The following is a 1,421-nucleotide window of genomic DNA, read 5'->3' as shown; positions in this document are numbered from 1 at the left end:
AACACAGTGGACGCGAGCAACTGAGGACAAGCCCTCGGCCTATTAGTACCAGTCACCTCCACCCGTTACCGGGCTTCCAGATCTGGCCTATCAACCCAGTCGTCTACTGGGAGCCTTACCCCATCAAGTGGGTGGGAATACTCATCTCGAAGCAGGCTTCCCGCTTAGATGCTTTCAGCGGTTATCCCTCCCGAACGTAGCCAACCAGCCATGCCCTTGGCAGAACAACTGGCACACCAGAGGTTCGTCCGTCCCGGTCCTCTCGTACTAGGGACAGCCCTTCTCAATATTCCTGCGCGCGCAGCGGATAGGGACCGAACTGTCTCACGACGTTCTAAACCCAGCTCGCGTACCGCTTTAATGGGCGAACAGCCCAACCCTTGGGACCGACTCCAGCCCCAGGATGCGACGAGCCGACATCGAGGTGCCAAACCATCCCGTCGATATGGACTCTTGGGGAAGATCAGCCTGTTATCCCCGGGGTACCTTTTATCCGTTGAGCGACGGCGCTTCCACAAGCCACCGCCGGATCACTAGTCCCGACTTTCGTCCCTGCTCGACCCGTCGGTCTCACAGTCAAGCTCCCTTGTGCACTTACACTCACCACCTGATTGCCAACCAGGCTGAGGGAACCTTTGGGCGCCTCCGTTACCCTTTGGGAGGCAACCGCCCCAGTTAAACTACCCATCAGACACTGTCCCCGATCCGGATCACGGACCCGGGTTAGACATCCAGCACGACCAGACTGGTATTTCAACGACGACTCCACCCGAACTGGCGTCCGAGCTTCACAGTCTCCCAGCTATCCTACACAAGCCGAACCGAACACCAATATCAAACTGTAGTAAAGGTCCCGGGGTCTTTCCGTCCTGCTGCGCGAAACGAGCATCTTTACTCGTAGTGCAATTTCACCGGGCCTATGGTTGAGACAGTCGAGAAGTCGTTACGCCATTCGTGCAGGTCGGAACTTACCCGACAAGGAATTTCGCTACCTTAGGATGGTTATAGTTACCACCGCCGTTTACTGGCGCTTAAGTTCTCAGCTTCGCCACCCCGAAGAGTGACTAACCGGTCCCCTTAACGTTCCAGCACCGGGCAGGCGTCAGTCCGTATACATCGCCTTACGGCTTCGCACGGACCTGTGTTTTTAGTAAACAGTCGCTTCTCGCTGGTCTCTGCGGCCACCCCCAGCTCAAGGAGCAAGTCCTCTCACCGGTGATGGCCCCCCTTCTCCCGAAGTTACGGGGGCATTTTGCCGAGTTCCTTAACCATAGTTCACCCGAACGCCTCGGTATTCTCTACCAGACCACCTGAGTCGGTTTAGGGTACGGGCCGCCATGAAACTCGCTAGAGGCTTTTCTCGACAGCATAGGATCATCCACTTCACCACAATCGGCTCGGCATCAGGTCTCAGCCACGTG

Annotated in this window: 1 rRNA gene (running past one end of the window); it reads right to left on the bottom strand. The window is 56.8% G+C overall.

Annotated elements, in window-relative coordinates:
• Positions 1 to 22 precede the first annotated feature (22 nt).
• Positions 23 to 1,421: ribosomal RNA gene (locus ACZ7MG_RS43665) — 23S ribosomal RNA — on the bottom strand; it runs 1,799 nt beyond the window's last position.

The organism is Streptomyces sp. NPDC107538 (genome assembly GCF_055657445.1).
This window is presented reverse-complemented; position numbering and strand designations above follow the sequence as displayed.